The organism is Paenibacillus lautus (assembly GCF_050482385.1).
Lineage (GTDB): Bacteria > Bacillota > Bacilli > Paenibacillales > Paenibacillaceae > Paenibacillus_AQ > Paenibacillus_AQ lautus_B.
The window spans coordinates 270,204-296,867 of record NZ_JBCNHV010000003.1 but is presented as its reverse complement, the minus strand read 5'-3'; the positions used below and the strand labels follow the sequence as shown (position 1 = coordinate 296,867).

General features: G+C 50.2%; 15 protein-coding genes. 2 read left to right on the top strand and 13 right to left on the bottom strand.

The features are described 5' to 3' along the window. Positions 1-46 precede the first annotated feature (46 nt). The 13 genes from ABEW73_RS06740 to ABEW73_RS06680 all read right to left on the bottom strand — a co-directional run bounded on the left by ABEW73_RS06740 (position 47) and on the right by ABEW73_RS06680 (position 21,157). Positions 47-940 (bottom strand): carbohydrate ABC transporter permease, encoded by an 894-nt coding sequence (locus ABEW73_RS06740; RefSeq protein ID WP_430162703.1) that lies wholly within the window; start codon positions 938-940, stop codon positions 47-49. A 24-nt stretch (positions 941-964) separates the two neighbouring features. Continuing rightward, entirely contained in the window at positions 965-1,840 is an 876-nt protein-coding gene (locus ABEW73_RS06735) for an ABC transporter permease (RefSeq protein ID WP_430163046.1), read from the bottom strand. Positions 1,841-2,130: 290 nt separating this feature from the next. Next, positions 2,131-4,581, bottom strand: a complete 2,451-nt coding sequence (locus ABEW73_RS06730) for a glycoside hydrolase family 2 protein (protein ID WP_430162700.1) — start codon at positions 4,579-4,581, stop codon at positions 2,131-2,133. 491 nt (positions 4,582-5,072) lie between these two features. After that, on the bottom strand, positions 5,073-6,137 hold the full coding sequence (locus ABEW73_RS06725) for a bifunctional transcriptional activator/DNA repair enzyme AdaA (protein ID WP_430162697.1): 1,065 nt from the start codon (positions 6,135-6,137) through the stop codon (positions 5,073-5,075). A 301-nt stretch (positions 6,138-6,438) separates the two neighbouring features. Continuing rightward, positions 6,439-7,308 carry a carbohydrate ABC transporter permease gene (locus ABEW73_RS06720; protein WP_430162694.1) on the bottom strand — a complete coding sequence of 290 codons (870 nt, stop codon included), beginning with the start codon at positions 7,306-7,308 and terminating at the stop codon, positions 6,439-6,441. A gap of 18 nt (positions 7,309-7,326) precedes the next feature. Next, complete coding sequence (locus ABEW73_RS06715) at positions 7,327-8,202, bottom strand: carbohydrate ABC transporter permease (protein ID WP_430162692.1); 876 nt, start codon at positions 8,200-8,202, stop codon at positions 7,327-7,329. Between the two features lie 45 nt (positions 8,203-8,247). Next, positions 8,248-9,573, bottom strand: a complete 1,326-nt coding sequence (locus ABEW73_RS06710) for an extracellular solute-binding protein (RefSeq protein WP_098741615.1) — start codon at positions 9,571-9,573, stop codon at positions 8,248-8,250. 98 nt (positions 9,574-9,671) lie between these two features. After that, positions 9,672-11,243 (bottom strand): response regulator transcription factor, encoded by a 1,572-nt coding sequence (locus tag ABEW73_RS06705; protein ID WP_430162688.1) that lies wholly within the window; start codon positions 11,241-11,243, stop codon positions 9,672-9,674. Beyond that, positions 11,224-13,044, bottom strand: a complete 1,821-nt coding sequence (locus tag ABEW73_RS06700) for a cache domain-containing sensor histidine kinase (protein ID WP_430162685.1) — start codon at positions 13,042-13,044, stop codon at positions 11,224-11,226. The genes ABEW73_RS06705 and ABEW73_RS06700 overlap by 20 nt, the downstream gene beginning before the upstream one ends. A gap of 408 nt (positions 13,045-13,452) precedes the next feature. Further along, positions 13,453-14,532, bottom strand: coding sequence for a copper amine oxidase N-terminal domain-containing protein (locus tag ABEW73_RS06695; RefSeq protein WP_430162683.1), 1,080 nt, complete (start codon positions 14,530-14,532; stop codon positions 13,453-13,455). A gap of 172 nt (positions 14,533-14,704) precedes the next feature. Then, positions 14,705-16,999 (bottom strand): glycoside hydrolase family 3 N-terminal domain-containing protein, encoded by a 2,295-nt coding sequence (locus tag ABEW73_RS06690; protein ID WP_430162681.1) that lies wholly within the window; start codon positions 16,997-16,999, stop codon positions 14,705-14,707. 125 nt (positions 17,000-17,124) lie between these two features. Beyond that, on the bottom strand, positions 17,125-18,456 hold the full coding sequence (locus ABEW73_RS06685; RefSeq protein ID WP_430162679.1) for an MFS transporter: 1,332 nt from the start codon (positions 18,454-18,456) through the stop codon (positions 17,125-17,127). A 163-nt stretch (positions 18,457-18,619) separates the two neighbouring features. Beyond that, positions 18,620-21,157 carry a GH39 family glycosyl hydrolase gene (locus ABEW73_RS06680; protein ID WP_430162677.1) on the bottom strand — a complete coding sequence of 846 codons (2,538 nt, stop codon included), beginning with the start codon at positions 21,155-21,157 and terminating at the stop codon, positions 18,620-18,622. A gap of 861 nt (positions 21,158-22,018) precedes the next feature. On the opposite strand from ABEW73_RS06680, the gene ABEW73_RS06675 reads away from it, so the two are divergent. Both ABEW73_RS06675 and ABEW73_RS06670 read left to right on the top strand, forming a co-directional pair. Beyond that, positions 22,019-23,665 carry an SWIM zinc finger family protein gene (locus ABEW73_RS06675; RefSeq protein WP_430162675.1) on the top strand — a complete coding sequence of 549 codons (1,647 nt, stop codon included), beginning with the start codon at positions 22,019-22,021 and terminating at the stop codon, positions 23,663-23,665. Next, a complete protein-coding gene (locus ABEW73_RS06670) occupies positions 23,662-26,622 on the top strand; it encodes a DEAD/DEAH box helicase (protein ID WP_430162673.1) in 2,961 nt (986 codons plus the stop codon). Before ABEW73_RS06675 ends, ABEW73_RS06670 begins: the two co-directional genes overlap by 4 nt. Positions 26,623-26,664: the final 42 nt, after the last annotated feature.

Sequence of the window (26,664 nt, the reverse complement as noted above, 5' to 3'; positions counted from 1 at the left end):
CTCGTACATTTCTTATAGGTTATCGCCTATCGGCGCATAACATCTCCTATTCTTTCAATGATCCGACAAGCACTCCTTTGACAAAATACTTCTGCACGAAAGGATACACCATAACAATCGGAATGGTTGCTACCATCGTGGTCGCCATCACGATAGATTTATGCGTGACACTCTGCGCGTTCTGCAAAAATTCCTGTTTGGTCGCACTGATCTGCGTTGAGGCTTCAAATAACAAAATCGATTGTATGGTTTGGTTAAGAATAACTTGTAATGGCAGCAGCTTCTGATTCGAAATATAGATCGAAGCGTCAAACCATGCGTTCCAGTGACCTACCGCAGTGAACAGCGATAGCGTCGCGATGACCGGTCCTGATACCGGCAGAACAATTCGGAAATAAGTATTAATGTGATTGCACCCGTCGATTCTTGCCGATTCCTCCAGTCCGTCAGGGAGCCCTTGGAAAAAGGTGCGGAAGATGATCATATTCCAGACGCTGATGATGCCGGGTATAATCATAACCCAGAAGGTGTTCATCAAATTCAAATCCTTGATCAACAGATAACTCGGGATTAGACCGCCGCTGAAGTACATCGTAATGACGCAAAGGATCATATAGAACTTTTTGCCGATCAATCCGCGCCTGGACATCGCGTAAGCAAACATGGAGGTAAACAGAATCGATAGGAAGGTTCCCGTAACCGTTCTTGCAACCGTGATCCAGAAAGCGTTAATTAATCGGGCGTCCTTGAAAACATACTTATAGTTCTCCAATGTAAATTCTCTCGGCCAAATGGTAACGCCCCCAGCCGCCGTGTCATTTCCTGCATTCAAGGAAATGACCAAAGAATTCCAGAACGGATACAAAGTAACTACGGCAAGCAACAACAAGATTGCATATACCACAATATCGATAATATTATCTTCCAGTGAGCGTTTCACAAGCTGCCTCCTTTCTTGAAGCCGTTACCATAAGCTTGAGTCCCCCAGTTTTCTGGCAATCCAGTTAGCTATCACAAGCAGTCCGACGCTGATCGCACTCTTGAACAAACCAGCCGCCGTCGCATAGGAGAAGCGATAGTTCTCGATCCCGACACGATAGACATATGTATCAATCGTTTCCGACACCGGCCTTAATACGACGTTCTGCCCCTGATTAGTCAATAGCAATATTTCTTCAAAGCCCGCATTCAATATTTGTCCAACCTGCAAAATGAGGAAAATGATGATCACCGGTGCTATTGACGGAAGTGTAATGGATACCAACTTCCTCATCCGGCCAGCGCCGTCAATCGAAGCCGCCTCATACATGCTGGGATCGACTCCCGCAATGGCTGCCAAATATACGATAGCGCCGAAACCGATATCTTTCCAGATCCCTGACGAGATCAGAATACCCCAGAAGTACTCGGGAATCGATAACCAATGGACAGGCTCATCTATGAGGTTAAGCTTCTGCAGCAGGATGTTTACACTGCCGTTGTCAACCGACAACAAGGAGATTACGAATCCTGACACGATGACCCACGAAATAAAATGGGGCAAATAACTGACGGTCTGAACGAAGCGCTTGAAGAACGCGTTTTTCACCTCATTCAGCATCAAGGCCAGAATAATCGGCGCAGGAAACGCGATGAACAGCTTCAGAAGACTGATCACAATCGTATTCCGCATGATCTGCCAAAATTCCGGAGCGTTAAAAAACATCCTGAAATGCTTGAACCCTACCCACTCACTTCCCAAAAAGCCTTTCGCCGGACTATAGTCCTGAAACGCAGTAAGGACCCCCCACATGGGGAAATAAGAAAATATAATGATCATGATGATCGCCGGGATCACCATAATTTGCAGGTCCCACTGCCAAATGAAACGTTTGGCCAACCAGACCACCTCCTAGAACGAAAAGTGTATTCTACATAAGTTGAACTAAAGATTCTTAGCCTGAGCATCACTACGAATGCGGATTATTCTTCCGATCGCTGTTGCCCCCAGATTTCTTCTATACATCCATACCATGGTTAAAATCCGGGGACAAAGGCGACCACTTCGCTTCTCCAGAATAATTCCGCCTTCTCCGCTGAAGTTTCTTCTTTTCTTTGGTTCAATCTATGTAGCAGCCAAATTGACTTTTCCTAAGCAGTTGTCAACTTCGCGACAGCAGATTTTAATCCTTTTGCATGGGTAGTCAAAATCACTTCACCCGCTGCCGGACGCGATTGCAATAATACCGTCGCGATGCCCGCTTCTGCTCGAACCGGATTCTCACCCACGATGACAGCGGCCCCTTCAACTTCAAAAGTCACTTCATGATTGGCAGAGTTTACGACAGTCCCTTTGGCATCCCGGATCTCCGCACAGGCAAAGACAAAATCAGAACCGTCTGCGGCAAGAGCTTTGCCGCTAATGTCTATCCGAATGGAAAGGATTTCAGGTTCAAGCGGGGTACGCACGACAAACGACGCCTTATCCACTCCTCCGATTCGTCCAATCGCTTTCAGTTCTCCCGGCTCATAGGCCACGCCTTCAAACGTAAACGGCGCCCTCTCCAGATTGCGGCAATTTCCTCCGTCGTGCGGATTTACCTTCAGGCTGTCGGGATCGTCGCCAATCTCTGTTGTCACATCATTTCCCTTATGCTGCTCCTTGTCGGTCAGCCAATAATCGACTTCGTAGCCAGTCACGCGTTCACCGTATTCCGTATCGGGCCCTTGGTCAGGCTTTTGAGTCCTCACCGATTTTCCGTTAACAAACAGTTCTACTTCATCACAATTAGAAAAAACGACAATCTTCGTCGGCGAGACGCGTTCCGTCCATTCATTTGCAACAAATACCATCGGTCCGCTGTCTAAATGCTCGTGTATGACATCCGGAATTCTCTGGCTCTGATAGAAGTAGTAAACGTATTTAGGCAAGCGAAATGTATCCAAGGCTCCGCATTCCGACAGCTGCGGGTAGCAGCCCCGATTATGATCAATGCCAACCCAAGAAGCGTCACCAAGCGACCAGCGGTTGCCGCGGTTCCGATTCAACGACCATTGATAATTCCAAGCTTGCAGCAGCAGTTTCTCCTCTCCAGCACCTCGTGGCACACGGCTTGTACTCTCATGACCGCCGAATTCATAATCCCCGTATTCTCTATCAAAACCTGCTTTATTTGGCAGAACCTCTTCCAATGGACGTGTTAACGTTGCTTCGTCCCACATGGTATAAGGTACATCATAATTAACGTAAGCCGGGTTATCCCTGCCGATCGTATCTCCCGCTGTATTCATTTGATCTCCGGGATATTCTTCATGAGCGATCAGGTGACATTCTCGAAAGAAATCATCCGTTGCGCCTGGACGCCCTTTATAAGTTTCGTTCAAGCTGACTTCCCACATGATCATGCAAGGGTGGTTTCGGTCGCGGCGGATCATATCCCGAATATTTTGCTTGACAATCTCCTGGAATTCACCTTCCGCGCAGAACTGCCAGCCGGGTACCGGCTCAACGGTCATTAACCCGAGCTCATCACATGCGTCCAGGAAAGCAGGAGCCTGCGGATAATGGCCAAGGCGTACGAAATTGAACCCGCCTTCTTTCAACTTCAACGCATCGCGATATTGGGCGTTGTTCGAGGCAGCATTGCCGATATAAGGATATTGCTGGTGGCGGTTCGTTCCCCGGATGACCAACCTTTCCCCATTGATCATAAAACCGTTCGCCTTGCTGAACGAAATCGTGCGGATTCCGATACGGGTTCGAAGATCATCTGCCTTCCTACCCTCACCATCGGTAATTTCTGTCAACAACGTGTACAAATAGGGATGATCCGGATGCCAAAGCCGAGGGTTTGAAAGCGTAATCATTTGTTCGAATGTGTGATCCCCGCCAGCGCTAACGGTTTCGATCAAGCTTTCTGCCGTCCCTAGTAATCTGCCTTGTTTATCCATGATCGATGTCACGACTGTGACATCCTTGACATGATCATGCTCATTCAGCACGTGGGTCTGAACTTCAACCGTGGCAGCTGCTTTCGAGACGTTGGAATATTTGACAAAGACCCCGCCTCCCGCCTGTTTCCCGGCAAACACCGCATCAGTAACGTGGAGTTTCTCTATGATATGGAGCTTCACATTGCGATACAGTCCGCCGAAATATGAAAAATCCAGACTCTCCAGCGGCTTGCCTGGCGGTATTGCTCCGTTGTCGCGGTTATCAAGTCGGACGGCAATCACATTCTCCCCCCCGAATTCAACATCCTCGGTGATGTCGAGCATAAACGGCAAATAACCGCCTTTATGAATCCGTTTGAATGTTCCGTTGATCCATACATGGGCTTCCTGCATGGCAACTTCGAATTCAATAAACAGCTTCATTCCTTTCCACGCTTCGTCTGCGATAAAGTGCTTACGATACCAGCAAAGACCTTGATAGTTCAGATCAACATGAAGGGATTCAATTCTAGGCGTATGCGGCAAATAAACGGATTCCCATTCATCATCAGTCATGTTCCTCAGCTCGGCTCCCGATGTATCCCCAAGAATGAACTTCCAGTCCTTGTTAAAATCCAATGTGTTTCTGCTGAGATTTGTACATTTCATCGTTACTAACCTCCTAATAAACCATATTGTATGGTTATTCAGTACGCAAAACTACGTCGATCAGCAACGATTTCTGCATTCTATCAACGAAGTCGATAATGCTTTCGGTCGTTCCCAAATAGTCTTGCGAAATGCATATTCCAGATCGTCCTGCTCAATGTAAAAAACATGGGATACAGCTGCCAATGGTCGGTGGATAACGGAAGCCTTTCGTTCACGACGACATAAAGCCCCCTATCACTTTTGGACCATTGATAATGATAGAGGGCTCGTTATTAAAGGATCATCACTTGAATTTGAATCTTGGCCATACCTCACTGAGGCAGTTGTTCTTGATTCTGCACAATGTTCACGCTCCCTTTTCCACTGATGCAATTGTATGCTCTATATTTTAAAGATTTTATATATAATTACGTCATACCAATGACTACACGATCTATACAAAAATGGTCTTACCGATAGGTAAGACCATTTTCTACGACGAACGTCTACTATTCATGTGTGGTTGCAGCACTCATCGATTTCTCATGATGCAGCAGCCACTGCTTGCGCGACAATCCTCCACCGTATCCGCCCAATTCGCCGCTCGTATTAATCACGCGGTGGCATGGGATGACAATCGCGAGCTGGTTGGCGCCATTCGCTTGAGCAACGGCACGATAAGCGGTAGGTCTCCCCATCGTTGCTGCGATCTCACCATACGAAGACGTTTGTCCAGGTGGAATCTGCAGTAACCGGTCCCATACCTCCTGTTGGAATGGTGATCCTAACAGGAACAAAGGGGTTTTAAATTCCGTTAACTTCCCGTCAAAATACGCACTCAACTCTCTCTCAATCGAACGGATCGGAGCTGTGTAACCCGGAATGATGGCCGACTTGGTTCTCTGTCGGAGACGTTCAACCTCACGCTCCAGGCCTCGGCGGTCCACGAATTCGAGCAAATACAGTGCCTCCTCATCCGCGATGGCCATCATCGGTCCGAGACACGTGTCGAGCCATGATGCTTTTAAGATGTTATGGTGCCCCGCTCGGGTAGGCGTTGCACCCATAATGCGGGAAAAAGCATCCCTAAAGCCGCTGCTGGACTCGTAGCCGGTCGACAGCTGCGCATCGATGACGGCATGCCCATCCCGGATTTGCTTCAGGGCGAGTCCCATCCGCCGTGCCCGCGCATATTCGACAAAGGTCATCCCAAACCGCTTTTTGAATTGGCGTCTTGCCGTTGAAGCGTCCACGGACAGCTTCTGAAAGTCCTGGTTGGTCCACCTTTTCTCCGGATTCTCCTCAACGGCTTCTACGAGCAGCCGGACCAGGTCGGATACCTGATTGGGGTGCGATAGCGGACGGCATCGTTTACAGGGACGGAAGGAAGCAAGCAGCGCTTCTTGAGCCGTCTCGTAAAATTCGCAGTTCTCGATCTTGGGTTTCCTCGCTGGACATGTCGGACGGCAGAATACACCGGTTGTCTTCACACCTACGTAAAAGACACCTTCGTACTCGGTTTTCTTATCCAGCAGCGCCTGATAATATTCCTGTTGGTTCGCGGCTGATATCATGTTTGGTTCCTCCCTGTATCTTTTGTTTCTATATGGCGATAATGATGTGTGCTGTTCTTCTCCTTACAAATCATGTGGCTTACCTTTGTGTTCCTATTATATTTCTTTTGCATACATGACGTAGCCGAAAATCGTGCATGAATTTTTTTCGGTTGGAAACGTTGACTTACCACGATCACGAGGAAATGAAAAAGCCCCTTCCGAATGCATCGGAAGAGGCTTTGCATGGTAAATATGAAGTGGATTATCCTTAGGAAAAACACTGTCTAACGCTTTACGTTAAATCGGACGTTCTGACGATTTAACCTTTGATGGACCCTGCCACCATACCCTTCATGATCTGCTCCTGCAAGATCAGGTAGGCCACGATCGTTGGAATGACTGCGATCGCCATCGCTCCCATCGTCAAGCTGTAATCCGTGCCGAAGCCGTCCGAGAACAAGGACAAACTGAGCGGCAGCGTCTTCAGCGCTTGCGTATTGATAAATACGAGTGCGAAGGAGAAGTCATTCCAGAATCGAAGGAATGCCAGAATCGATATCGTTGCCACGATAGGCGTACAGAGCGGAAGAATCATTCTGCCGAAGATTCCCCACCAGCCGCTGCCATCAATCATGGCCGCTTCTTCAATCTCTCTTGGAATGGAAGACATGTAAGCCATCGCCAAGAAGATCGCGATTGGCAGCTCAAATGCTGTATAAGGCAGAATGAGCGCACCGTACGTGTCGAGCAGGCCGATATTTTTCATCATAATAAACAGGGGCACCAGCGTACTGTGAATCGGAATCAGCAGCCCGGTCGTAAACAACACGACCACCAGCTTTTTGAACCGAAACTCGAATCTGGACAATACATATGCCGCAAGTACACTGAGCAGGATGGTCAGAGCGACAGCTGTAATCGTCACAACCGTTGAATTCAGCATCGCTCTGCCCATATTTCCAAGCTCCCATGCCCGGAATAAATTCTCGGTCATCCACTCCTTCGGCAGGCCGTAAGGGTTGGTGAAGAAATCCTGATTCGATTTAAACGCGCTCGTAAAAAGCCAGTACAAGGGATAGAGCGTAAGAATCGCATACACAATCAGCAGCAATTTTACGAACCCGGTTAACCCCTTCGTGATGACGCGTTTCCCTGAGGCGCTCCCGGTCCCGGTCGTCTGTAAATTCACATCGCTCCCTCCTTCATGTTAGCTTGACTTTCTGCGCGTTGCGAAATAGTTAAGCGCGATAAGAATGGCGCTGACGATCATAATCATCGTGGAGACGGCGGAGCCGTAACCGTAACGGTACACACTGAACGTGCTGTTATACATATAAGTGGCTAACAGCTCGGTCGATTGCGCCGGTCCGCCACCCGTCATGACGATGACATGGTCAAAAGCTTTCAGGCTTCCCGAGATGCAGAGCACAATGGTTACGACAACCGTGCTCCAGATCATCGGCAGCGTGATTTGCATCAGCTTGTTCCAGCCGGTGGACCCATCGATTTTGGCCGCATCATGGATCTCCGGTGAAATATTTTGCAGTGCTGCGATAAAGATGACCAGATAAGGGCCGATGTTCGCCCAGTTAATCGGGATCGATATCGCCAGCATGTTCACTTTTGGATCGGACAACCAGGCACGGGTCCATGACTCCAGACCGAGCATCTCCAGCACATAGTTGGCGATCCCAAACTGAGGATGGTAAATGTAACCCCAGATGAGACCGACAACAACCGTGGAGAGAACCATCGGCATGAATACGGCAGACCGGATGAACCTGGAGAAGAACGAATTCTTGAACAATACAATAGCCAGAATCAACGCGATTGGAACCTGACCGATAATGGATGATACGACCAGAATCAGGTTGTTTCGAAGCGCCCGCCAGAAAATCGGATCCTTGAACATCTCTTTATAATTATCAAGACCGATAAAGGCAGCGTCTCCGAACCCTTTCCAACTGAAAAATCCGTAGTAAGCTGACCAGAAGACCGGAATAATGACAAATATCAGAAACAACAGAAGCGCAGGAAGAAGAGCTATGGCTATAAATCCTTTGCTTCTCATCGCTGTAGGCATGGCAGCCTCCTCCCTCCTAATCCTTGTGCAGTGATGAACGGTTTCTTATGGAGTAGCGGATCTGGCTTGCGCATCCTGTAGCTTCTGGGCCACACCTTCGACGGGACCGCCCATCATAATTTCCTGCAGACCGTTATTGATGACTTCAGCCGCTTCTGCAGACAGATAAGCATCGTATACCGGCGTAATGCTTGTGGATTTCACCAGGTTAAAGGCTTTGTAGTACAAGGAAGTAACTTTGGCCTGATCGATTTCGGTATCGTACATGACCATGGAGTTGCTCTCGGCAATCGCTTTTTGCGCTTCTGGTCCGCTGACCGCATAAATCAGCTCCAGCGCCAATTCTTTCGCTTTCCCTTCCGTTCTGCTGCTAAGGGCCAGACCGCCACCAGCACCGCCGGAGATTGTGTTAGCCTCACCTTTACCACCCGGGATCGAAGGTAATGTCGTGACTTCGATATCCTTCATTTGCTCCTCCGAAGAAGACGCCGCCAGGTTCGTGAGTGTCCATGCACCGCTGATCATCATCGCTGCATTTCCTTGGATGAAATACTGCTCGGCTTGTGTGTTATCGATGCTGTTCGCGCCTTCCTGGAATGCTTTGTTATCTACCAGCTCTTTGAAATAACCAAGCGCTTCGATAAACTCAGGATCGGTGAATTTCGCGCCATCCTGTGCTGCCGCTTTCTTGAACCATTCGGTGCCTGTCACACGGTCGGCGATCGATCCGATAATGGTGGATTGCGCAACCCATGGTGCTTTGTTTCCGAGCGCGATCGGCGTAATGCCGTTATCGTTGAACGTTTTAACCGCCGCCATCATTTCTTCCCAAGTTGTTGGAACCTTTACGTTATGTTTGTCGAACAATGCTTTGTTGTAATAGAGAATCGAAGTTGCGGACATGCCGAGTGGAGCGGAATAGATCTGGCCGTCCTCGAACTCGTATGGATCAAACGCTCCCGGCAGGAATTTATCCTTCCAATCCGAATGCGCATCGAGCACCTCTGTAATCGGCTGAAGCAGTTTCGCCTGATGAAGCTCGGCTGACTGACTTCCCGCATACACGAAAAATACATCCGGCATTTCATTGGCAGCCGCAACAGTACTCAGACGTTGACGGTAACCGTCCGGCGGAATCGCTTGTGCATCGAGCGTCACTTCAGGATGGTCCTGAGCAAACTGATCGATAAAGCTTCGGACTGATTTTGCACGCAGGTCATCACCGGCAAAGTTATGCCAAATGGTCAGCTTGACCTTCTCTTGATTGCCCTCATTTCCTCCCGCCTGCTCTTTGCTTTGCCCGCCTCCGCAAGCTGCAAGGACCAGTGACATCATCAGCAGTACAAGACCTATTTTACGTTTTGGTCTCATGGTCAATCCCCCTTTTTAATATACGAAAATGATGAAGCGTCTTAAGATGATTAGTCCAAGTATATAAAAGGATATAACGCTTACATAGGGGATATAATTCAGTCGATAGAGGGACAAAATTCAGGATTTGCCCGATACTCCGACGGGGTTTGTCCCGTCCATTTCTTGAACAGGCGGTTAAAATACTTAATATCCTCATAACCGATTTCATTCGCGATTTCGCTGATTTTGGCGGGCGTTTCCCGCAGCAGATGCATCGCTTTTCGCAGTTTCGCCTGGGTCACGAATTCGATATAATTCTGCCCGGTTTCCTTCTTGAACATCTCGCTGAAATAGTTGGGGTTCATATGAACATGCTTGGCCACTTGTTGAAGTGACAGGCTCTGCCCCAGATGCTCATGAATAAAGGATATCGCTCGCTGGACAGGACTGGTTGTTGAGACCATATCACGATACTGCTTCATGACAAATCCAAGGGAATCGATCATCACCTTCTCCGGTGCCTTCGTCAATTCGCGTATATCGTAGGTCTCCTCCACGTTCACCGGATTGGTGTATCCAATGGACGATGCAGCCCGTATGAGCCAGCGCTGTGCCGATACGAGCAAGGAATGAAGGTAAGCTTGAACCGAGCCAGGCGTCGCCTGACCCTGACTTTGGATACGTCCCAGCAAATCCGTAACCCATGTCTGCAAATCGGCGGTTTGCCCCGAACGCAGAACAGAGGATAGCTCGGTTTCTTCTTCCATCGAACATACCGTTCGGATGCCTTTACGTCCTGCGATATCTTCATAACGGATATGCCGTTCCGAATGCAGCAGCCACTCGTAAGAGCTGGCCTCCACAGCGGTGTTCAGCGCAACATGGAGCTCCCTTGTGCTTGCGACCCGTTGGCCGCTGGCAGCCGTGATGCGGCAGGCGTGGATCGATTCCATCTTCCGAAGAGCGGAATCCACCCGCCCCCAACCATTATTCGACTCTGTCCGCACCAACAGAAGCAGGGAGCCGTTCCATTCCAGCCACGCGCTTTGCAGCACTTCGGCCAGCTCTGTGCCGATTAAACGATGCAGCTCGCTAACGGTCGAGTGTTCCTCCTCTTCTTGATGTAACGGATATACCGATAGCATCCAGATCTGCAGGACCGAACCGTTCGATTCCAAGCGCAACTCAGGATATCGCTCCCACAATTCGACCTCGGCATGCTCTTCCAGTGGAGTGCCTGATGCAAGCAGCCTTCTCAGAAACCCCCGGTTGACCACCATTTCCTGCGCCTTTCCCTTCGCTTGAGTAAGTCTGCGCTGTAACAGCCGTTCCCTGGCTTGGACAGCAGCCTCGATAATTTCCCCAGGCCTGCTCGTCTTCAGCAGGTAGTCGCTCACGCCTTCCCGCATCGCCTGCTGCGCATATGAGAATTCATCATATCCCGATATGACAATGATTTCGATCTCAGGATACTGCTGCTTGACTTCATGTGCCATATCCAGTCCACTCAAGCCCGTCATGCGAATGTCAGTAAAAATAATATCGGGCATTTCAACAGGAATACGCTGAAGGGCTTCCTCCGCCGAAGCTGCGGGCGTCAGCACCGTAAAGCCGTTATCGGCCCAATTGATCACTGTACTCAGACCATTTCGAATGATCACTTCATCATCAACGATGAGTACCTTCAATGTCGCCATCCCCTTTACTGGATAATTCAGATTGTTGTATCTCAGATAAATCAGGTATCGTAAACATCACCCGTGTTCCGGCTCCCTCCATGCTCTCCACACGTAAGCCCGCATCCTTGCCGTAATGAAGGAGCAGCCGTTTATGGACATTGCGCAGCCCGTAGCTTCCGCGCGGGGTCTGCCCCTTCTCGTACTGCAGCGGATTCTCAACCAGCTGATCCTGAAGCCACTTCAGGCGCTCCGTCGTCATACCGATGCCATCATCCTCCACCACGAAGTGGACTCCTTCATGTTCACGGTGTCCGCGAATCGTAATCGTCCCCATTCCGTCACGGCTCAAAATACCATGCAGCATGGAGTTTTCAACCAACGGCTGCAGCAGCAGCTTTAACATGGTGTGCTGATACAGCTCTTCCTCCACATGAACCTCAAAGTTGAATTTTTCCGGATAGCGGATGGTCTGGATATTCACGTAATGACGGACATGCATAATTTCCTGCTGAATCGTGCAATATTCCTGACCGTTATTGAGACTGAACCTCAGGAAATCGCTGAGCGATCCCACCATCTCGGCGATTTTCACATCCTGGTTCATCAGCGCCAGCCAATGGATGGATGACAGCGTATTGTAGAGGAAATGCGGATTAATCTGCACCTGCAGTGCATGCATATCCGCCTCCTTCTTCAGCGACTCATTCAATTTCACTTCGTCGGTAAGCTTCACAATCCGGGAGCTGAGCCGGTTGTAACTGATAATGAGCTGCCCGACCTCATCGACCGTCTTAACCGGGAGCGCAGGCAGCGGCTCTTCCGGGCTTGAATTCTTGAGGAATTTCGTTAAAACGGACAGCGGATTCGTAATTTTCTGGATTAGGAAAAGAACCAGTATAATGGCAAGCAGAATAGCCACGGTGACGGCAACCGCCGTCAATTTGATGAAGTATTGGTTCTGGGAACGGTATTCCTCTGAGGGTATGATGCCGACCAGTTTCCAGTTCACGCTGGACATTTTCTTATAGAGAATGGTCTTCTTGTTGCTCCCCTCGCCATAGTCTATATTTCCGCTGAGCCCCGCAAACTCTCCAATCGAAGGATAATAGTCTGCAAGTGTAAGATTCGTCTCCATATCCGGCGGACCAGCGATAATCCGGTTATTCTCATCAAGAAGAAGGACAAACCCGGTCTTCTCCAGGACGGCCTGCCGGAATTGATTGGCAATGACACCCTGATCCAGGTTGATCTGCAGATTCCCGATTGGCTTATATTTATCCGTGCTCCGGATCGGTCTGGCCAACGTAATGACTTTCCTAACGCCTTCAAAGGTCCACTGCCGATGCACAAAGGACCACCATTTGGGATGATGCTCGTAATAATCGGGGACCACTTCGGTAATATTCCGGAACTCAGAGCGTACCAAGGATTTGTGCGAGATCGCATCTTTGCTGCCGAGCGGTTCGACAATGATGTTGGCAATATAATCTTTGGAAAAGGCCAGATTCGTCAAAAAATTAATAACCGTCGTCTGCTGGACATAGTTGCTCTGCTCGGTCTTCAGATAGGCTTGGACACCGGTATGCCCGATGAGGAAAAGCGAGATATTCTCCACGTCTTTGACCATCGTATCCAGGTAAGCTTCCAGCTGCCGAAGCGTATTCATTCCTGTAATCTTAGCCTTCTCCTCCGTTAGGCTCTTAGCTATGTTAAAAGAGAAAATACCGAGAAACAGCAGCGGCACCAGCGTAGCGATAATAATAAGTAACGACAATTTATGCTTTAGCGATTTCCCAAGCCATTGCTGCATAAAAACACCTCGTTCAAAGCCCCCATGGTATGGACTTGTTATATTACTTAACATTGAATGCGTTTACTTTCGAAGTCAATCTCTTTCCCTAGCAAAAATGTGTCAGGTTTATTAACTATCTTAGAGGAATCTTAAGACTCAAGTAAATGGTAATAAAGGCCTATGAAAGAGAACAAAATCTTCTTGCATAGGTTCTATATGCACCATTCTCCCTGGTTCCTTTTTGGAGAGTAGGGTGGAATAAATGGGATGGACTGGATATTAAAAAAGCACGAAAAGGGCGCCGTAGCACCCTTTTGATTAGCGAAGCACATCATTCTATCAAGATTTAGGCTTCTAGCCCATGTACATAACGTCTTATCAGATATGCGTTTATATGTAGATCTAAAGTTTCACATCGATAAACCGTTACTTCCCCCATTCTTCCAGACTACTATATTCAATGCTATCTACCACAAACCGGTTCAGCTCTTCTTGAAATCGGTATGTTATATGGAGATTGCCAGCGAAGCCGGCAGGGCTGATGCTTCCCGCAGCTTCCGTAACAAGCAGGCCTTCCGCTAGTTTGTGACTGACAACGGCCCCAAAGCCAACCTCATCAAATAAGTAGCTTTTATCCTTGGAATCATCCTCGATCCTTTCGACGTACTCCTTCCCGTCGATCAAAAGTTTGATCACAAAGTGGTCAGCATACTTCTCAATATTGGATTGCACATGGCTCAATACCGCCTGTTCCAATGATTCGATAGGAATTTCCTTCAGAGTCTCGGCATCGACTACATGCATCTCCCCCATGTAAAGACCCGTGCCGGTCCCGTTCACATAGAACACCACAACTTCCGGCTTGCCATCGCCTGTAACATCCTGATATTGAATGACGGGTTTACGCGTAGCCTCTCCCCCGTCCCAGTCCTTAAAGACCTGTTTCCTGCCTTTGACCTCGACCACCATGCCTTCATATCTGCCGTATTTCGTTGCGCTTACCGGATACAGCTTCACATCCCGGTTATCCTCTGCCGTTGACACGTCGACCTCCGGTGTATAGATGTAGACCATCCCGGCCTTTGTATCCAAGCTTACCTGTGCACCATACAGCTCCGCCATCCATCGAGCGGGAACCATGACGCGCCCATCCTTTACCTGAGCGGGAACAGACAGGGTGTAAATCTTCCCCTTTCCCTTGGCTTCCTTGCTCCCCATCTTCAGGGTGACTTGATCCGTGCCCGTGTTGACGGTTACCGTCTTGTTCTTGTTGTTCCAGCGGAGCTGCATAGGTTTCAAATATTCCCTTACCGTGTTCAAAGGGACCAGCACCGTACCATTCACGATGACGGGTTTAACGTCGGTTGTGACAACATAATGATTGACGTTCAATTCTAAGTCCTTCTTGTGCGCAGCCTCAGCCTGAGCCTGTACCATCGAGTTTAACAGCATCGTGGCCGCTATAGCACCGCTTGCCGCTAGTTTTGTCCATTTCCGGGTTATCATGTTGTCTAAATCTCCTTGGCTTATAATATGAATTCTTATATAACTTTAACGCATCGTGACCGGGATTGGTTAGTCCATATCAACATAATAAAAAAACGAGCCAGTCAAGAATGTCATCTTGAGCGGCTCATCCTCATTATACGGAGTACATCCATTCACTCTCGAATTTCTGTTAGGTCGTAAGCGTACGCGACTTCCGATATTTGTCTGTGCGTTCATCCTTAATAACGCCATTCCAGTTCAAGCCGAAGGCAAAATCATAAGTGTGATTCTCAGAGTCAGTATGGCATTCCATGTCATGCGCCACATCCTCAAGCTGCTCCTCCACTGTCTTCATATTGGCAGGCATCTGCATCGGCAGCAATCCTGACGGCTCCACCTTACCTGTCAGCACCTCCATGATCGCTTGATCCTGTACGCCGAAATTAGCAATAATCCCATCCACTTCAGCCTCAAATTCTTCAACCACGGTCGGGTTGGATAAGAGCATGGATACGATAATCGGTTTGCCCTTCATCATTTCCTTCGTTCTCAGTACCATGTCGAGATCCGTTGTATTCTGTGGTGTTACGGATTTGCCTTTATAGGAACGGTTCAGCACATCCGTTGTCCTTGTATCACCGGCCAGACTCACTTCGCGCGCATGCTCTGCCGTATAGGTATTGTACTGCAGACTCATCGGCACGTAACCATTGCCTCCCAAGTCCTCATCCTCTTGGCTATAACCGGTTCCGGTTCTCGGCGTGCTGATGAATACAAGACCGAAATCAGCCTCCTCCGGACTATCCGTAACCTCGAAATATTTTGCCACGATATCCAGGTTAACCGGATAATCCAAGCTTTCCGGCGTTGGGCTGCCAAACCAATCCCGACCAGCAGCCATAAATCGCTTCGGAATGTAGACCTTGCTCTTCTGGCTGATGGGAAGCACGCCATTTTTATTTTTCAGCATAACGATCGACTTCAACTGGGCTTCATAACCTTCACGCATAAACTCCGGATTTCCTACGATTCGGCTGCTTTCCATCGGCTCAACATACGGGTTCTCGAACAGCCCCAGTCGGAACATATTGCTGAGCAGGCGCACTGCCGACTGTTCAAAACGTTCCCGCATATACGCTTCGCCGTGCTCTTGGGCCCCCATCTGGTAAGCAGCCAGTACCGGTTCCATCTCATTATTGCCGCCAAACTGGTCAACGCCTGCCATTAGCAGCTTGTAATGCCGTTCTGCGACCGTCAATCCTTCCACACCCCACGGCTTACCGCTTAGGAAAGAGTCCCGGGGACCGGACTCATCGGCCGTAATCGCCCAGTCCGTACAGACGACACCCTCGTAGCCGTATTTTTCCCGGAGCAGGTCCTTGATCAGATAAGAGTTATACGAATTGCCGACATTCTCCCCATTCACGGTATCCTGATCCATCGAGATGGTGTAATACGGCATCACAGCGGAAGCATTCCTTGTCTTGCCCTCCAGCTTGAAAGCTCCGTCTACAAACGGAATTAAGTGTTCGTCAAAATTGCGGCCGGGATACACCGCATATTTCCCGCTGCTGTAATGCGCGTCTCTTCCCGCCTCGCCGGAACCACCGCCCGGCCAGTGCTTCACCATGGCATTGACGCTGTCATAACCCCAACCTTCGGAAATCTCACGCTCACCCTCCGATGTCTGAAATCCATCCACATATGCGCGGGCCATATCGGTTGTCAAACGCGAATCTTCGCCGAAGGTGCCGTTAAAGCGGAACCAACGCGGCTCTGTAGCAATATCAATCTGCGGGGAAAGGGCCGTCGCAAGTCCCAGTGCACGATATTCTTTCGACGCGATTTCGCCAAACTTCTTCGTGATGTCCGGATCAAACGTAGCGGCCAAGCCCAGGGTCTCCGGCCACATGGAGATCTGGCCGCCCGAACCTGCATTAAACTCCGAGCTGGCATCGGTGCTGTGCCTTGGATCTGAACTGTTATTGGCCGGAATTCCAAGTCCCGTGCCTTCCGCATAAGCCTGCACCTTATTGTTCCAACGTGCTGCCACTTCCGGACTCTCTACCGTTGTCACCAATACGTGCCGAACATGATCCTGGACCAGGAAGGCGAGCTGCTCATCGGTCAGCTCCCAGGGCTTCATCCCGCTCTCTTCATAGGATTTGCCGCCATATGTGCCTGAGATCCAGCCGCCGCTTGACGCCGGAATCGATTGATGCCTGCTGTACAGCATCAGGCCTGCCATTTGCTCCACGGTCATTTTGGAAGCCAAGTCCTGGGCCCGCTCCTTAGGCGATAGCCGCCAATCCTCGTACCGGTCCAGCTTGCCGTCCCGGCTCAAATCCTTAAAATACAATCCGTCCTGCTCGATGATCGTTACACCGGATTTAGGCGAGTATCCCAGCTTGGGGCCTCCCGGATTGTTTACATACCGGATGTTGTCTCCATTCCCATTGTCCGTTTGAATCGTTTGATTGTTCATTCTGATTCCCTCCACTCCAAGTTGTCATCAACATGCTCTAAGCCAGATTATCTACGGCACTTTTTATCTATAAGAAGAGCTGTCCTATTGCTAAATCCGTTTGTTCTAAACCATTGCATGTTCCTTTACACGTTCTGTACGTTCGCTGCCTTGAGATCAAGCGAAGTGTTTGCGTTGCCTTCCGTTTCGACCGGCTCCCCGACTTCTGGCAGCGGCTTAATGGATATCATCCCGATCACCATAAATATGGCGAGGGCAATATAGAAGAAGGTCCAGTCTCCGATTCCGATCATGGTTCCAGCACCCAGCAGGAACGGTGCAATGGCCGGTACGATGGATTGTGGGAGCGCGTTGGCCACGTTCATAATGCCAAAGTCTTTTGCGGAATCTTCCTTGCGTGGCAGAATCCGTGCAACAAGCGCCATGTCCACTGCGGAGAAACAACCGTAACCGAGCCCCAGAACCGCGGAAGCGATAACATATGCAAGGTAGTTAGGAACAAAAGCAAAGACCAGTGTTGCCAAGATCATAATCAATGCCGACAAATACAGGAACGGTTTTTGCTTACGGAATTTATCCGACAGCATCCCGCCAAATATACTTGTAACCGCCATGGCCACCATGGAGATAATATTCACGGTTGCAACGCTGGCTGTTGCCTGAGCTTCTGTATAGCCCATCCGATTAACCAGCATAACGGTGAAATAAAGACTGCTGCAGTAGCCCATCATCAACAGAAACTTGGACACAACCGCCCAGGTAAACGCCGGAAAACGGCGCGGGCTAGGGTACACCTTGCTGAGCTTCTCGCCAAACGGGATCTTCTCTTGTTCCTTATGAACGATTTCCACTTTACCTTCCTGAATCAAGAACAAGCTGAGGACCGGACCCACAACACCGATCACGGCGAGTAAAATCCACTTGGTTGCGGAAGAAGCATCCGTCATAAAGGTCATCATGACCATGCCAATGGCAATCGCTACAGGCAGCACCAAACCCAGAAGCCCGGATACCGTGCCTTGTTTCTCCTGTTTGACTTGATCCGGTATAAGAGCGGTATAAGCGGCCATCCCGAAGTTAAAGAACAACTGCGCAATCGCCCAGCCGATAATAATGATCCCTAATGAGGAGGTCATCCCTATCATCAGAAGGGCTGCACAGCCGAACAAGGGACCGACCAGGATCCATGTCCGCCGGCGTCCGAACGATAGGTTCGTCCGGTCACTGATTGCCCCGCCGAGCGGATTGCCGATGAGGGCAAAGAATGCGCCGATGCCGGCCACCAGGCCATAAGAGGATGTATATCCGTTCGGGTCAATCTCAATCATCTTGAAAGTCAGCAACAAGGTTGCAGGTGTCATCAATGCCAGCATCATGCAGCCGTAGCCTAACATAATACCGAAAGTCAATCTGCCAAAAGGCGTTTGCACCTGCCCTTTCACCTTTGCTTCAGCCATGTATATTACCCCCTAATTAATATGAAAACGATTACATTTTTATTATAAAAGAAACCGCCTTCATCAAGACAGGCGGCTGCTTACAGACTTTTACGCTGATTTTTAATGTCTTTTTGTAAACGTTTCCCCGCTGCAATATAGGGAGAATAAAAATTAACACAATTCAATCATAAGTGGGTGCCAGCTCAATGAGCTCTACCCCATGCGGTTCGAGACTGGAGTGTACGGTTAACGCTGCCCCCGTCTCTACCTTTACATATTGCACATGTCTGCGGGGAATGGCACTCGCCTTAAGATATTGGACATCCTCCTGTGTCAGGGATGCCGGGGCTCCCATCGCTACCCAGGTGTCATAGCTGCTGCCCTGACTGCGGCTGATGGTTTGAATCACCATTTTGTACTGGCCATGAGGAATGTTCGTGAGGGCTATATCCATTTTTAATGTACGCTCATTCTTGAATCCGTTATAACGATGCGTGTCGTCAATAAAAGAGATATCGCCCATGGCGTACAGATCGTCAAAGTGACAGTAGTTATATATCAGGATCTGATACCCGCCGTTCCCGGCCGTTACGATATATCCGTCTCCTCGCGCCAATACGGCAGAACCCAGCTTCGATAACAGTTCGTAGGCGTACATGGCGGCCTTCGGAATACCGTATTGTGCTATTAAGCCAAGTCCCCCATGAAACAACTGCTGGGAGGGAAACGTCTCCTCAATGTTGTCACTAAGCACCCAATAACCAAAGCCATGAATAGCATCCAGATTATCAAGCAGATTCTTCACGATATAAGCAGCCTTGTACAACGTATCATTCGTAAGTTCCCGATGATATGCCGTCGAATTCCATTCGGTAAGATAAATCTCGCAGCCGGACAATTCATACTCTGCTAGCAAGCCGAGTTCATCGGCCAGCTTCTCCTTCAAGAAATCCGGATTAGACGATATCCCTCCAAACTCCTCCAACAGCTGACAGTAGGGATCGGTATCGAGTATCTGCCCGATGTGCTCCTTGTTCACCCTGTCCTCGATGTGCTCGTGCGGATAGAAGTGGAGCGGAATAAAATCAGGCTGACACGCGTGATTCCGGCAAAATTCGAAAAAGTCCTTAACGATGGAGACGGAATCGACCGTAATGATCCTGCCCGGAGCACCGATTTGGAGTGCTTTCGATATATTTTTGACCGTCTGATAGGTTCTTAAATACAGCGTTCTATATTCATCCTGTGATGCAGGCCAAAAAATATGGAATTCCGGCTCATTCCAGAATTCAAACCTCCAGCTTTCCACTTCGGCAGCCCCGTAACGATTCATGCAGTGGCGAATAAAATGATCAACCAAAGCACACCATTTATCGACGGATTTGGGAGGACTGGTGTAACTGGCCCGGTAAAATACCGTTTTCCCCGGATCGGAAGCCAGACCGGAAGGCATAAATCCCAGCTCGACAAAAGGCTTCAGTCCAATAGACAGCAAGAAATCGAAAAGTTGGTCCACATAACGGAAATTGTAACGGGATTGACCTGCCTCATCCTCATGGTAAACCATCATCCCATCATCAAAGATGCCATGGAACCGCAAATAACGAAAAGGGCATCGCTGCTGCACATACTTCAAATGCTGCTGCACATCGGCATGCAATCCTTCCTTGGCCTTTCCAATCGTGATCAGGTTCTTCCATGTGTGCTTGACGGCTGTCCCGGTGAGCGCTGCATCGATCTCATAATGTCTTCGCTCAAGAACCCCGACCTTCTCAGCCTCCCTCCACTTGCTCCGCTCCAGAAACTGACGGATAATCCCCAGTGCGCTGGAATGATTAAAGTTCAGATAATGAGAGGAGATATCCTCTTTCTTCTGGGGAGCCATCTTCGGACGGTACTGCTTTCGGTATTCATGCGGCGTCATATGATAGCGGTTCTTAAAGGCGGTATAGAACGACTTGGCATTCGGGAAACCATGATTCAAAGCCAGGTCCGCTATCGGAAACTCATCATGGAGAAGCAGGTCCTCAACGGCATGCTTCAGACGGATGCTGGTAAGATAGGATTGAAAATTCAATCCAATGTTCTCGCTGAAAAACTTAGACAGATACGGAACCGATAGAAACTCACGCTCCGCCAAAGATTGAAGCGAAATGGAGTCTCTATAGTGCTCATCAATGTAAGTGATAATGCGCAGCATGCGTTCCTTATACTTCTCGTTCATCGCGCCGCTCGATCCGCTCGTCCGGAATTGCTTCATGAGAATGGAGAATACGGCCAGCATCCGAATGCCCATATCCAGCTCGTAAGTTTCTCCTTTTTTATTGTTCAGCTGCACCATTTCGGCAAGCAGTTGAAGGATTTGATCGAGAGCGCCGCGCTGCTCGGGTGTAACAATCTGCGATTCGCATTGGAACTGAATATTCTCAATGCCCTTAATGTTCTCTTTCAAATAAGGCATGGGGATCAGAAACGTAGCGATGATGTTATCATCGAGACCCATCACTTCATGAACGTGACGCGGATTGATTAGAAATACATCCCCTTCCGCCAACCTGTGCTGCTGACTACCCACGGTAACCTCAAGATTGCCGTTCAGTACAAAAATAATCTCTACACTGTTATGCCAGTGGCTTGGCACATAATTGACCCTGTGCAGGGATACATCAAAAGGCAGTGCCTCTCCGGTCTCCACCAATTCGTAGATGGATGTCTTCAATTCGTTTCCCTCCCCTTTTCTCTAGTCCAGTCGAAGTACTGCGAAACGGCTGACGATTCTCATTACAATGAACCTTATATTATGTTAAAGTTAGATCATATTGTTATATTCTGGAATGTGGAACGTTTGGTGCTGTCTTTTTTCTAATCTTATAGGCATGTAGACCTATGATGCAAATGGCAGGAGGTTCATATGAAGAAAATGAAAGGAGGTGGGCTGCATGAGTATGGGGAGTTCTATGTTTAGTTTATGGCCTATGTTGATATTAATCATAAACGGACTTTTTATGCTGCTTGGTTTGTATGCATTGTATCTACTCATTAAACTTTTGATTCGAGCCATAACAGCTGTCGAGCTTTACATCGATGAGAAAAGAAACCGGCGGTTGTGAAGATAATTCGTTGAAACCACTGAATCTCCTGTGGAAAAGTCTAGGCAAACAGAAATAAAAGGGTGAACAAAAGCCAATGATCTACTAATCCTGTCCCAAACATTGGAAAAATAATTCGATATGAGGCTTTTGAGGCTTTTTGGGATAGGATTCGTGCGGCTTTTTTATATGTGACGGGTGGATGCTTGAGGCCTCTTTATTAAAGAGGTCGGCATCTTTTTTGTCCGTATTCAGCCTCCTATTCCGAAATCTCGGAGTGGGGGCTTTTTATGCAGCATTCGTAAACGCCATGATCCTGGCATGATTTAAGGAATTGATGGAGATCCGTTGGTGGGCCCATAAAAAAGCCCGTGCTGCAGCCTGTTGCCGGGCTTTTCCAGCACAAAGCTGCCCCGGCTTGTTTCTTCATCTATGCGAATATGATAGATTAAATGGATACTTAGAATTATTTCTCTTAGGAGAGTCCAATAATGAACCCAAACCAAACGTTAGATGATACACAGTGGCAGACGCTCATTCAACAAACCGCCGGTTATTTCAGCGATTTGACTATTAAACGGGGGTTTCAATATTACAAGCAAGGTCGTGTCCACACAAGCGAGTTGACAGAGGCTTCCGGGATCATTGAGGCTGCCGTAGATGGAACGGAAACTTACCGTATCCAGCTCCATCTTCATTCACTGAGTGACAGCACATGCAGTTGTCCCGTTAACGAAGGCTGCAAGCATATGGTGGCTGTTCTGCTTGACTATGCCCAGCTTCAGGGTCGTTCCATTCATGCCCTAGTTAATGCCCATTCCACCACGTATGCTCCCACCACTTCATATGACCGAAGCGAGCCCGGCTTCAGCCCAGCGCAAGAACGGCCGTCTGCCGGAGCATCGAAGTGGAGAGTCAAGGCGGACCATTTGCCCGAGCTGCCGATCTCCGCATGGCATGAGCTGTTCGAAGTTTGCACGGCTTCGCTGGGAGCTAATACGCAGAACTCGTTTTACGCCAAAAATGCACTGGCCTCTCTCCATCACATCAAACCGCCGATGCCGCCCGAAATGGGATCATTATACGAGCTTCATGCTCATCTCTTTATTCTCGAGAAGCTGGTCAAGCAGCCCGCCAGTGCCTGGAATTCCTCCGGCTCCTACATCGGCTATCATACGCAGGTAGCAGCGGATCATATCCTGGCCAGAATCGAGCGCATCTTCCATGAAGGGCTTGAGAGCAGAGAACATGGAGAGGCATTCAAGCAGCGACTAACTGAGACCATTTCGCATGCCCGGCGAATCATGCTGAGCGAGCCGAGGAACCGTAAATTTTACGCCCAGGTTTATATGCAGCTCTGGATGTACTGGATCTATCCGTTTGCGAAAAAAAGCAGCAGCCTGATCAAGGCGGAGTTAGAGCAGCTGCAGGCAGCCGAAGCCGAATACGGCAGCACCCTGTCGCGTGCCTCGTGGTATATGGCGCAGGGTTTAATGTCCTTCTACCTCGGACAAGACGAAACGTCTTGGAGCCTGATCAGGGAAGCAGACAAGGTTAGCAGTCTGTCTCCGGCTTCCGTCCTGGGCTTCTTCGACATGCTGCATTCCGGGCAACAATGGGAACGTCTAGCTCACTGGCTCCCGGAGATCGGCCCGCTGCTTGGCAGTCACCGCAACGAGCATCTCAGCAGCTATCAGTTCTACTGGGATGCCGTCATAGAGCACCTGCCCGAGGAGGCTGAACGGATGTGGAGCAGTCTTGCCGACATGCTTCCTTATTCGAAGGACATCTATCAGAATGCCTTGATCACGCACGGCAGATGGCGGGAATGGATCGACTACCAATTAAGCACAGGCCGGGAGCCGCTGGAGCTCCGGGTCAGCGAGCTCGCGCCGATTGAGAAGAACGCCCCCGAGCTGCTGCTGCCTTTTTACCACCAGGCCGTCGAGCGGTACATCCTTCATAAGAACCGAGCCGGCTATAAAGCAGCGGTCAAGCTGCTCAAACGGTTGGCCAAGCTATATAAAAAGCTCAAGCAGCAGGAGCGCTGGGATCTGTTCATTATCTCGTTGTCCGTACGAAACAGCCGGCTTCGCGCATTCCAGGAAGAGCTGCGGAGAGGAAAGCTGATATCATGAGCAGACACACAGAAACCATCACGGTCCACATGGCGTTAAGCGAATACGGAGATGCCGTTATATACGGCTCTACCGTTATGCGGGGTTACGTGTCCGGACAATACCTGAAGCACCGTTTATTCGCGTGGCACGAAGCCTCCTTCTACGGAACAGAGCTCACCGTTCAATCCGTTCAGGATATGGAAGTGGTCATCCTGCCTTCTGAGCAGGTCATACCGTTCTTTGCGGATGGACGGCTACTCGAGCATATTGAATGGATATGGGACGAGGATTGTTTTCCCTTCATTGAAATCGCGCCTTCGCTGGCAGCTTGCATTCAAGACAAGCAATACGCGCCCAGCTTGAGTGCCTTCAAATCGGGCAAGCTGCAATGGATTTGGGATGCGGAGGCGTTCACAACGGAAGCGTTGTCCCGTCTCTCCCTGCTGAATGCAGACGAGATATGGAGTGATGGCTTACGGGCGGCGTTCTCTGCCGCCGTTCAAGATCAGTGTTACGGCAGCGAAGAGGCCGCGGCTGACCTACGCAGAGAATACCCCCTCCTCTTCTCGCCGAACCGTACGGGAGCCGAGGGCATGGACGACAAGTCATGGCTGATCGCCATCGGATGGCGGCCGGATACCGCTCCATTCCGACCGCTCCTGCAATTGTTGGAGCCTGACGAAGAAGAAGCCGCATGGCGTCTTCGGCTTGTATTGCAAGACAAGCAAGACGCTGCATCGCTTGCAGCCGTTCGTCTGGCTGAAGACGGGCAGGCATATGGATCATGGCCGGAGACATGGACACCCCATATCAAGGAGCGGTCCCCCGGCTGGCTCCAAGGCTTGCAGGCAGCACTGCCGGCAAGGGTGTTTCACGCTCCAGCTGAAGACGCACTCGGGACGCCTCTGTCCGACGAGGCCGCATGGCAGTTCCTGACCGTTGACAGCCAGCGGCTGCTCCAGTCAGGCTGGCTGGTCCTGCTGCCTGCTTGGTGGGAAGCCGCCAGCAAGAAGAAACCCAAACTGAGGGCGAAGGTACGCTCGGGCGAGGGGGAGAACGCCGAGCGAAGCAGCGGCGGTTCCCTATTCGGTCTGGATGCGCTGGTCAATTTCGATTGGCGGATCGCCATCGGCGAAGCTACTCTTTCCGAGGCGGAATTCGCGGAGCTTGTTGCCCGGAACGAACGGCTGGTACGGTTCCGGGGCCAGTGGATTCCGCTGGATCCCGCTCTGGTCGCCCAAATCCGCCAGATGATGGCAGGCGTAGATCGTGAGGAAGGCCTATCGTTCCAGGATATTCTGCACCTGCATCTGCTCGGGAACAACGATGAGTCGGAGCAGACTCAGCAGGAAGCGGAGGAAGCGCGGGACCCGGAACGAATCAAGCTGGAGGTGGAGCTGAACGAGCATCTCGTGAAGCTTATCGGCCAGCTCGGCCGACAAAGCGAATGGCCGAACCTTCCTGTCCCGGCTGGGCTGAAGGCCGAGCTGCGGACTTATCAGCATGACGGCTTTGCCTGGCTTGCCTTTTTGCGGCGTTACGGGCTTGGGGCATGCCTTGCCGATGACATGGGTCTTGGAAAAACCGTGCAGTTTATCGCCTACCTGCTGCACGTGAAGGAGACGGCGATGCAGCAGGAAGAGCGACGCCTCCCTTCCCTGCTGATCTGTCCCACCTCGGTGCTGGGCAATTGGCAGAAGGAGCTTGAACGGTTTGCCCCGTCGCTCCAGGTCATGCTTCACTACGGCGGCAAACGAAGCAGCAGCGAGGATTTCTATAAAGAGGCTTACCAAGCCGATATTATCCTTACTTCCTATGCCACGGCCACGCTAGATCAAGAAATGTTAAGAGACATGAAGTGGGAAGCGATCGGCATCGACGAAGCCCAGAACATCAAAAATGCCGACACCAAGCAATCCGCCGCCGTGCGAAGCTTTCCGGCAAGACATCGCGTTGCCTTAACCGGCACACCGATTGAGAACCGGCTGTCCGAATTGTGGTCCATCTATGACTTCATAAATCCCGGATATCTCGGAAGCCTGCGTGCGTTCAATCTCCGGTTCATCCAGGCCATCGAAAAAGACAAGAACGAACAGCGCACGGCCGATCTGCAGAAGCTGATCAAGCCCTTCATGCTCCGGCGCAAGAAGAAGGATCCTGCAATTCAGCTCGACCTACCGGACAAAAACGAGATGAAGACCTATATCCATCTCACAGCCGAGCAGGGTGCGCTTTACGATCAGACCGTGAACAGCCTGCTGGAACGCATGCAAAAGCTCGAGGGCATCGAGCGCAAAGGGGCCATCCTGGCTGCTCTTACACAATTCAAGCAGCTCTGCGATCATCCGGCTCTGCTTACAAAGGAGCCGCTCCCGGAATTGCCGGGAGGCGGCGGCTTGCTCGACACCGAAGCTGTCGTCAGCCGTTCAGCCAAGCTGGAGCGGCTGCTGTCCATGGTGAAGGAGCTGCGGGAAGAGGGCGAGCGCTGCCTGATCTTCACCCAGTATATCGGCATGGGCGAGATAATGCGGCAGGTGCTGCATCAAGAGCTTGGGGAGCCCGTGCTATACTTGAACGGCAGCACGCCCAAGCGGACGCGCGACCGCATGATCGAGCAATTCCAATCCCAGACGCTGCCGCCTGAGGAGCAGCCGAATGTCATGATTCTCTCCATCAAGGCCGGTGGCGTAGGTCTGAATCTGACCGCGGCGAATCATGTGTTCCACTTCGACCGCTGGTGGAACCCTGCGGTGGAGAATCAGGCTACCGACCGCGCTTATCGGATGGGACAGACCAAGGATGTCCAAGTGTACAAGTTCATCTCCATGGGGACGCTCGAAGAGCGGATCGATGAGATGCTGGAGAGCAAGCAGCAGCTGAGCGATCAGGTGATCTCAAGCAGCGAGGGCTGGATTACCGAGCTGTCCACCGATGAGTTGAAGGACCTCTTCACGCTGCGGCGCGACTGGGCGTAAGCGTCGTGTATCAAGGAGTCCACGGAAAGGCGACATTCGACG

Bases quoted from the DNA above. Each gene is read 5' to 3' on its own strand.
- ABEW73_RS06735 (WP_430163046.1), bottom strand. From the start codon at position 1,840: ATGGTGATCCCGGCGATCATCATGATCATTATATTTTCTTATTTCCCC.
- ABEW73_RS06730 (WP_430162700.1), bottom strand. From the start codon at position 4,581: ATGAAATGTACAAATCTCAGCAGAAACACATTGGATTTTAACAAGGAC.
- ABEW73_RS06725 (WP_430162697.1), bottom strand. From the start codon at position 6,137: ATGATATCAGCCGCGAACCAACAGGAATATTATCAGGCGCTGCTGGAT.
- ABEW73_RS06715 (WP_430162692.1), bottom strand. From the start codon at position 8,202: ATGCCTACAGCGATGAGAAGCAAAGGATTTATAGCCATAGCTCTTCTT.
- ABEW73_RS06710 (WP_098741615.1), bottom strand. From the start codon at position 9,573: ATGAGACCAAAACGTAAAATAGGTCTTGTACTGCTGATGATGTCACTG.
- ABEW73_RS06700 (WP_430162685.1), bottom strand. From the start codon at position 13,044: ATGCAGCAATGGCTTGGGAAATCGCTAAAGCATAAATTGTCGTTACTT.
- ABEW73_RS06695 (WP_430162683.1), bottom strand. From the start codon at position 14,532: ATGATAACCCGGAAATGGACAAAACTAGCGGCAAGCGGTGCTATAGCG.
- ABEW73_RS06690 (WP_430162681.1), bottom strand. From the start codon at position 16,999: ATGAACAATCAAACGATTCAAACGGACAATGGGAATGGAGACAACATC.
- ABEW73_RS06685 (WP_430162679.1), bottom strand. From the start codon at position 18,456: ATGGCTGAAGCAAAGGTGAAAGGGCAGGTGCAAACGCCTTTTGGCAGA.
- ABEW73_RS06675 (WP_430162675.1), top strand. From the start codon at position 22,019: ATGAACCCAAACCAAACGTTAGATGATACACAGTGGCAGACGCTCATT.
- ABEW73_RS06670 (WP_430162673.1), top strand. From the start codon at position 23,662: ATGAGCAGACACACAGAAACCATCACGGTCCACATGGCGTTAAGCGAA.